The sequence below is a fragment of the Rhizobacter sp. P1_G5 genome (genome assembly GCF_056405435.1).
In genome coordinates this window covers 1-7,760 of record NZ_JBFUCB010000263.1, presented here as the reverse complement: position 1 = coordinate 7,760, position 7,760 = coordinate 1, and the positions used below count along the sequence as shown (strand labels likewise).

Sequence of the window (7,760 nt, the reverse complement as noted above, 5' to 3'; positions counted from 1 at the left end):
GAGCCGCAAGCACTACCAGCTGATCGCGTGATGCGAGCCCCCGCACGGCGCGTCGGCATCAGCCTCGGCATGCTCGGCTCGCTGAGCGACGGGCTCGGCGAGTTCTCGACGCAGGTCTGCGAGCACGTCGCGCGCGTCGCGCCGGCCTGGCGCGAACAGCACGGCGTGCACTTCCACCTGCACATGCCGGCACGCTGGCATGGCCGCTTCGGCGACCAGGTCGGCTACCTGGCCACGAGCAGGCTGCAGGGCTACTTGCATTGGCARGGCCTGCGGCGCTTCGACGTGTGGCACAGCCTCAACCAGCTCGGCCGCATCATCCCGCCGGTCGGCACGCGGCATTCGCTGCTGACCATCCACGACCTGAACCCGGTCTACCACGACGCCGAGCCGCAGGCCCGCAAGGCGCTCGACAAGCTGCGCCGCCGGCTGCGCCACTTCGACGAAGTGACCACGCTGACGCGCCACGTTGAAGGCGACATCCGCCGCCACCTCGGCTGGACCGGCCCGGTCACGGTGATCCCGAACGGCGCGCGCGACCTGAACCCCCACGCGCAGGAGGCCGTGCCCGGCATCGTGCCGGGCCGCTACCTGCTGCACCTGAGCCGCATGGCGGCGTCGAAGAACCCGCAGAGCCTGGTCGAGATGGCCGCGCTGTGGCCGCAGCAGGCGCTGGTGCTGGCCGGGCCGCGCACCGGCGATTCGGACCGGCTGGCCGCGCAGGTGCGCGAGCGCGGGCTTGCGAACGTGACGGTGGTGCAGGAGGTGAGCGACGCGCAGAAGACCTGGCTCTACGCGCACTGCCAGGCCTTCGTGTTCCCGTCGCTGACCGAGGGCTTCGGCCTGCCGCCGCTGGAGGCGATGCACTTCGGCAAGCCGGTGTTCCTGTCGCGGCTGACCAGCCTGCCGGAGGTCGGCGGCGCGCATGCCGGCTACTTCGACAGCTTCGAGCCGCAGGCGATGCGCCGCACGATCGAGGCCGAGACGCCGCGCCTGCTGCGCGAGGGCCTGGCGATCCGTGCCCATGCCGCGCAGTTCCGCTGRGACCGCGCGGCCGAGGCCTACCTCGCGATCTACCGGCGCCTGCTCGGCACGCCCCTCAGCGCGGCGCCGCGTTGAGCCACGACAGCGCCGCGGCCAGCACCGCCTCCGGGTCGATGTCGTCGACCTGCCGGGGGCCGTGCAGGCTCGTCGTGCGGTTGGCCGACGTGACGCGGTAGGCCGGCAGGATCTCGCCGGCGAACAGCGCGACCGCCGGCGTGCCGGTCGTGTGGGCGACGTGCAGCAGGCCGCCGTCGGCGCACAGCGCGAGCGCGCAGCGGTCGATCAGCGCCTGCACCTCGCCGAGGCTGTGGCGAGCGACGCGGTCGATCAGCGGCAGGCCGATCTCGGCGGCGACGATCGCATCGCGCATCGCCAGGCCGTTGTCGGCGCCGATCAGCACGATGTGCGGCACCCGGCCGGTCGCGGCCAGGCCGCGCAGCACCTCGATCCAGCGGGTGTAGGTGCGCCAGTCGCGCACGCCGCCGAGCGCGACCGCGATCGCGCCGGACGGGATCGCCAGCGCGGCGATCGCGGCCTGCTCGGCCAGCGAGGTCTGCATCGTCGGGCGCGCCACCGCCTCGAGCACCGCACCCGGCAGGTCCATCAACTGCGCCAGCCGGTAGAAGCCGAACAGCGTGCGGTTGAACTCGGGGCCGGTGTAGCAGCCCTGCAGATGCACGAACGGCACGCGGCGGAAGTGCCGCAGCTTGTCGCGCACCGAGCGCGAGGCCATGCTGTGCAGCAGCACCAGGTCGTAGCCGTCGGCCGGCAGYTCGCGTGCCGACGCGGCGACGTTCGAGAACACCGCATCGCTGCGGTACAGCGGCAGCAGGTGCGCATCGGTCAGCAGGTCCAGCCGCGCGACGCGACCCTGCAGCAGCACCCGCGCCGCGAGGTCCATCAGCGAATCGCCGACCTGCGGCGTGCCCTGGTGGATCCACAGCACGCGGCGGTGCCGGGCGGTGTCGATGCGTGGCTGCAGCAGCGGGCCCTGGCCGTGCCACGCCAGGTTCAGCTCGCGCAACGCACGGCGGCGTGCCGCCTTCCAGGGCGACGCCGTTGCCGCGAAGGCCTGCGCGTTGGACGGCAGCGCCTGCGGGAACGGCGGCGTCCAGGTGGCGCCCGCATAGCGCACGAGCCAGTCCGGCCCGGCCGTCATCGGGCCTGCACTCCCGCGCGCAGTGCGTTGAATTGCAATCGCAGCCACAGTTTCGGCTCGCCGAAGCGCCGGCCCGAGGCAGCGCGGCGACGCGCCAGCAACCGCGCGGCGCAGGCGTGCGGGCCGTGGCGGATCAGCGCCTTCAGCATGCCGAGCGCCTGCGACGACAGGCTCGCCGCGTCGTCCAATTCGTCGATCGCGCGCAGCACCAGCTGCTGGAACGCGGCCAGTGCCGGCCGCAACGCGGGGTTGCGCCGCGCGCCGTGCACCAGCTCGCGCAGCAGGCTGCCGAAGTCGTGGGCCCGCAGCGCGCCCGTCGACAGCGACTCGACGAAGGCCAGCACCTCGGCCGGTGGCAGCAGCGAAGGCAGGTGGTAGGGGCCGTGGAATCCGAACACCTCGGCCGACAGCGGGCCGTCCTCGACCGCGAAGCGCCCGGCCATCCCCAGCGGCGCGAAGCGCAGGCCCTTCGCCTCGAGCGCCGGCCGGTTCGTCTTGCAGATGCAGAGGTCTTCGGGATGCTCGGGGCGGATCGCCGGGTCCTGCAGGGCCTGCAGCAACGCGGCGGAACGCAGCGAAAAGCCACCGTTGCCGACCTTCCAGGGCTCGGGGATGTGGTTCCACGGCGCACCGATGTAGTCGACCGACAGGAACTCTTCGCGCCAGGCGGCCGGGTTCAGCACGTAGCCGTCCCATTGCACGACCAGCAGGTGGCTGGTGCGCAGGTGCGGCGCCAGCCCCTTGATCATGAAGTCGGAATAGGCCTCGATGCTGTCGAGCGGGTGGATCTCGACCCAGCGCACGCCATCGGGCAGCGCGCGGCCGGCCAGCGACGCGCGATCGGTGCAGAGGAACGCGTCACCGAACGAAACCTGCGTCAGGCAATGCTGCAATGCCTTCAGCGACCAATCCAGTCGCGGGGTCGAGTCGACGCAGCACAGGGTCACCTGCGGAAGGCTCAAGGAGGTCATGTCGGCGGAATCAACGGGCTGGTGCGGATTGTCGGCGGATTGTCGCTGCTGCAGGCCATCCTTAATGCGGATGAATGGCTGTGCAGGGGTGGTGCGGCAAGCCCACTAGACTTCGACATCTGGAGTCACAAAGACGGAAGTCTTTCGCCATCCCATRTCCGAGCCGAAGATCATCGCATTCCACTTGCCACAGTTCCACGAGGTCGAAGAGAACAACCGCTGGTGGGGCCAGGGCTTCACCGAATGGACCAACGTGCGCCGCGCGGAACCGCTGTACCGCGGGCACCTCCAGCCGCGCGTGCCGGCCGCCGACCGCTACTACGACATGATGCAGCGCGAAACGCGAGAATGGCAGGCCGACCTGGCGCGCCGCCACGGCGTGCACGGCTTCTGTTACTACCACTACTGGTTCAACGGCAAGCAGCTGCTGCAGCGCCCGATCCTCGCGCTGCTCGAGGACGGCGGCCCGGACTTCCCGTTCTGCCTCGCCTGGGCCAACGAGCCCTGGACCCGGGCCTGGGACGGCGGTGAGCGCGATGTGCTGATGCCCCAGGACTACGGCAACGAGGCCGACTGGGACAAGCACTTCGCCTACCTTCTGCGCGCCTTCCTCGACCCGCGCTACATCCGCGTCGACGGCCAGCCGATGCTGCTGGTCTACCGCTGCGGGAGCATTCCCGTGCTCGAGCCGATGTTCGCGCGCTGGCGAGTTCTCGCGATCGAGGCGGGCCTGCCTGGCCTGCACCTCGTCTCGATGCTGACCATCTTCGACGCCGACACGCGCCTGGACCTGGCCGATGCGGCGGTGGAGTTCGAGCCGATGTACACGCTCAGGCACGATCAGCCGCGTTGGTACCGGCTGCGCCACAAGGTCACCCGCCAGATGGCCAAGGTGCGCCGCTGGTTTCAGCCCGATGCACGCCCGCACCGCCTCGATTCCCACGACTACCGGCTGCTGTGGCAACTGATCAGTCGCCGCCCCTCACGCCCTCGCGTGTATCCGGGGGCCTTCGCCGACTGGGACAACAGCCCGCGGCGCGGCAAGCGCGGCTTGGTGCTGCGCAACTTCAGCCCGGAGGCGTTCCGCAATGGCCTCGCCGCACAATTGGCCAAGGCGCGCAGGGCCGAGCAACCCTTCGTGTTCTTCAACGCGTGGAACGAATGGGCGGAGGGCACCTACCTCGAACCCGATACACACCGGGGCACGCAGATGCTGGACATCATTGCCGAGCTCACCCACACGCCCGCCGAAAACATGCCATGACCCACGATTCCAAAGTCCTGCCGACTCTGCCCGGTGGCCTGCCGGACACCCACCTCGACCTGGGTTGCGGCAAGTTCCCGCGCAATCCCTACCGGCAACAGCGGCTGTTCGGCGTCGACATCCGCGCATTGCCGCCGACACCCGATTTCGAATCGCGGGAAGCCAATCTGGCGCTCGACCCGATTCCCTATCCGGACGGCATGTTCGGCTCGGTCTCGGCCTTCGATTTCATCGAGCACATCCCGCGCGTGCTGGCGGTGCCCGACGAACGCCGCACGATCCTGCCGTTCATCTCGCTGATGAACGAGATCTGGCGCGTGCTGGCGCCGGGCGGCCGGCTGTATGCGGTGACGCCGGCCTACCCGCAACCGGAGGCGTTCCAGGACCCGACGCACGTCAACATCATCACCGACCGCACGCATGAGTACTTCTGCGGCGAGACGCCCTTCGGCCGCATCTACGGCTTCGAAGGCCGCTTCCGGCTGGTGCGCGCGCAATGGGTTCGGCACCACAACCTGGATTTCACCGGGCCGGAGAAAGCCGCCGAACGCGAGGCGCTGGAACGCCAGCGGCGCAAGCGCCGCGAACCGCTGCGCTGGATCGCCTATGCGGTGCGCGACGGCGTGCGGCGGTTGCGCGGCAAGGACCTCGGCAACAACGAGCACCGCAAGGCGCACCTGCTGTGGGAATTCGAGGCGGTCAAGTAGGCCTCGCCCCCGCAGCCGCTACATCAGCACGATGTCATACGCCTCCGGCGAGCCGGCGGCCTCGGCCTGCAGCGAGATCGGCTTGCCGATGAAGTCGCTCAGCCCCGCCAGGTGCTGGCTCTCTTCGTCGAGCAGCATCTCGACCACCGCAGGCGCCGCGATCACGCGGAACTCCTTCGGGTTGAACTGGCGCGCCTCGCGCAGGATCTCGCGCAGGATGTCGTAGCAGACGCTGCGCGGCGTCTTCACCTGGCCCTTGCCGCCGCAGGTGGGGCACGGCTCGCACAGCATGTGCGCCAGCGATTCGCGCGTGCGCTTGCGCGTCATCTCGACCAGCCCCAGCTGCGTGAAGCCGCTCACCGTGATCTTGGTGCGGTCGCGCGCCAGCTGCTTGCGCAGCTCGCCGAGCACCGTGCCCTGGTGCTCCTCGCGCGCCATGTCGATGAAGTCGATGATGATGATGCCGCCCAGGTTGCGCAGCCGCAGCTGGCGSGCAATSGCCTGCGCGGCCTCGAGGTTGGTCTTGAAGATCGTGTCGTCGAAGTTGCGCGCGCCGACGTAGCCGCCGGTGTTGACGTCGATCGTCGTCAGCGCCTCGGTCTGGTCGATGATCAGGTAGCCGCCCGACTTCAGGTCGACGCGCCGCGCCAGCGCCTTCGCGATCTCCTCGTCGATGTTGTACAGGTCGAAGATCGGCCGCTCGCCCTTGTAGTGCTGCAGCTTGCCGACCGAGCCCGGCGTGTACTCGGCGCCGAACGCCACCAGCTGCTCGTGCTGCATCAGCGAATCGATGCGGATCGACTGCGTCGCGTCGTTCACCAGGTCGCGCAGCACGCGCTCGACCAGGCTCAGGTCCTGGTGCAGCAGCGTGCCCGGCGGCGACTTGAAGCTGCGCTCGCGGATCGCGCCCCAGGTCTTGCGCAGGTAGGCGATGTCGTCGCCCAGCTCGGTGTCGGTCGCGTCCTCGGCATTGGTGCGCAGGATGAAGCCGCCGCCCGCATACGCGGTGGCCGGCGGCTGGCCGTCCTCGGTCTTGCCGGTCAGCTGGTTCATGCGGGTGCGCAGCTGGTCTCGCAGCTCGTGCGAGCCGATCTTCTGCGAGATGCCGATRTGGTCGTCCTGCGGCAGGAACACCAGCATSCGSCCGGCRATGCTGATYTGCGYGGWCAGCCGCGCGCCCTTGGTGCCKATCGGGTCYTTGAKGACCTGCACCGTCAGCGTCTGGCCCTCGAACACCAGCCGCTCGATCGGCGGCGGCGGCGCGGCGCCGGGCGCATGGTCGTTGCGCGGGCCGCTGCCGACCACGTGCACGTCGGCCACGTGCAGGAAGGCGGCGCGCTCCAGCCCGATGTCGATGAAGGCCGACTGCATGCCCGGCAGCACGCGGGCCACGCGGCCGGCGTAGATGTTGCCGACGAGGCCGCGCTCGAGCGTGCGTTCGAGGTGGAGTTCCTGCACCGCGCCGTTCTCGACGATCGCGACACGGGTCTCTTGGGGTGCCCAGTTGATGAGGATGTCTTGCATGGGCGCTCTTGTTGTGGCGGCGGCGTCAGAACCTGACGCGCGCTTGTCTCAGCAGTTGGGCCGTTTCGTACAGGGGCAAACCCATGATACCGGAGTGACTGCCGTCGATCCGGCGGATCCAGCCCGCCATCGCGCTCTGGATCGCGTACGAGCCGGCCTTGCCGAACGGCTCGCCGCTGGCGATGTAGGCCTCGATCCACGCCGGCGGCAGCAGCGCCACCTCGACGCGCGAGACGTTGACGAGCAGCTCGCGCCGCCGGCCGTGGGCCAGCGCGACGGCCGTCAGCACGCGGTGCGTGCGGCCCGACAGCAGCCCGAGCACCCGGCGCGCGTCGTCGGCATCGGCCGGTTTGCCGAGGATGCGGCGCCCCACCGCGACGGTGGTGTCCGAGCACAGGATCGGCGCGCCGGGCAGGCCGCGCGCCGCATGGCGCTTGCGCGCGGCGGCCAGCTTGGCGAGGGTCACGCGCTCGACGTAATCGGCCGGCAGTTCGCCGGCCCGCTCGGCCTCGAGCGCCTCGGCATCTTCGTCGGCATCGGGCAGCAGCAGCTCGTGGCGCACGCCCACCTGGTCGAGCAACTGGCGGCGGCGCGGGCTCTGCGACGCAAGGTAGATGAAGTCGTGCAGCGGGGCGTCGGGCATCCGGGTCCGCTATTCGCGGTGGTAGGGGTGGTTCACGGTCAGCGTCCAGGCCCGGTACAGCGCCTCGGCCAGCAGCACGCGCGCGAAGGCATGCGGCAGCGTCAGGTCGGACAGCCGCATCGTCTCGTCGGCGCTGCGTTTCAGCCCGGCATCGAGCCCGTCGGGGCCGCCGACCAGGAAGGCGACGTCGCGCCCGTCGGGCAGCCAGGCCTTCATGCGGGCGGCCAGCTGCACGCTGGTCAGCCGGTCGCCGCGCTCGTCGAGCACGACGCGGCGCACGCCCTTCGGCAGCGCCGCCTCGATGCGGGCGGCCTCGGCCGCCATCATCTGCTCGGCGGTGCGCGAGCCGCGGGTCTCGGCCTTGACGGCCTTCAGCTCGAGGCGCATCTCCGGCGGGAAGCGCTTCGCGAAGTCGTCATAGGCCGTCTCGGCCCAGGCCGGCTGGCGC

8 protein-coding genes are annotated in these 7,760 nt (G+C 70.3%); 3 read left to right on the top strand and 5 right to left on the bottom strand.

What is annotated here, in order from left to right; all coding sequences use genetic code 11:
- On the top strand, positions 1-1,119 hold a 1,119-nt coding region (locus AC1D12_RS18220), incomplete at its 5' end, for a glycosyltransferase family 4 protein (RefSeq protein ID WP_477842035.1).
- Here the strand turns inward: AC1D12_RS18220 and AC1D12_RS18215 are convergent.
- Both AC1D12_RS18215 and AC1D12_RS18210 read right to left on the bottom strand, forming a co-directional pair.
- Positions 1,100-2,203, bottom strand: a complete 1,104-nt coding sequence (locus AC1D12_RS18215) for a glycosyltransferase family 9 protein (RefSeq protein ID WP_477828234.1) — start codon at positions 2,201-2,203, stop codon at positions 1,100-1,102. The two genes, AC1D12_RS18220 and AC1D12_RS18215, sit on opposite strands and share 20 nt — an antisense overlap.
- Positions 2,200-3,174 carry a DUF5672 family protein gene (locus AC1D12_RS18210; RefSeq protein WP_477842033.1) on the bottom strand — a complete coding sequence of 325 codons (975 nt, stop codon included), beginning with the start codon at positions 3,172-3,174 and terminating at the stop codon, positions 2,200-2,202. The genes AC1D12_RS18215 and AC1D12_RS18210 overlap by 4 nt, the downstream gene beginning before the upstream one ends.
- Positions 3,175-3,328: 154 nt before the next feature.
- On the opposite strand from AC1D12_RS18210, the gene AC1D12_RS18205 reads away from it, so the two are divergent.
- A complete protein-coding gene (locus tag AC1D12_RS18205) occupies positions 3,329-4,438 on the top strand; it encodes a glycosyltransferase WbsX family protein (RefSeq protein ID WP_477842037.1) in 1,110 nt (369 codons plus the stop codon).
- Complete coding sequence (locus tag AC1D12_RS18200) at positions 4,435-5,145, top strand: class I SAM-dependent methyltransferase (RefSeq protein ID WP_052211721.1); 711 nt, start codon at positions 4,435-4,437, stop codon at positions 5,143-5,145. The genes AC1D12_RS18205 and AC1D12_RS18200 overlap by 4 nt, the downstream gene beginning before the upstream one ends.
- A gap of 18 nt (positions 5,146-5,163) precedes the next feature.
- On the opposite strand, the gene rng is transcribed toward AC1D12_RS18200, so the two are convergent.
- From rng to rlmH, 3 genes are all read right to left on the bottom strand, one after another.
- Complete coding sequence (rng, locus tag AC1D12_RS18195) at positions 5,164-6,669, bottom strand: ribonuclease G (protein WP_477842031.1); 1,506 nt, start codon at positions 6,667-6,669, stop codon at positions 5,164-5,166.
- A 25-nt stretch (positions 6,670-6,694) separates the two neighbouring features.
- Positions 6,695-7,312 carry a Maf family protein gene (locus AC1D12_RS18190; RefSeq protein WP_477827287.1) on the bottom strand — a complete coding sequence of 206 codons (618 nt, stop codon included), beginning with the start codon at positions 7,310-7,312 and terminating at the stop codon, positions 6,695-6,697.
- A 9-nt stretch (positions 7,313-7,321) separates the two neighbouring features.
- Positions 7,322-7,760 (bottom strand): 23S rRNA (pseudouridine(1915)-N(3))-methyltransferase RlmH (rlmH, locus tag AC1D12_RS18185; RefSeq protein ID WP_477842029.1); only part of this gene is annotated, 439 nt, incomplete at its 5' end.

Bases quoted from the DNA above. Each gene is read 5' to 3' on its own strand.
- AC1D12_RS18210 (WP_477842033.1), bottom strand. From the start codon at position 3,174: ATGACCTCCTTGAGCCTTCCGCAGGTGACCCTGTGCTGCGTCGACTCG.
- AC1D12_RS18200 (WP_052211721.1), top strand. From the start codon at position 4,435: ATGACCCACGATTCCAAAGTCCTGCCGACTCTGCCCGGTGGCCTGCCG.
- AC1D12_RS18190 (WP_477827287.1), bottom strand. From the start codon at position 7,312: ATGCCCGACGCCCCGCTGCACGACTTCATCTACCTTGCGTCGCAGAGC.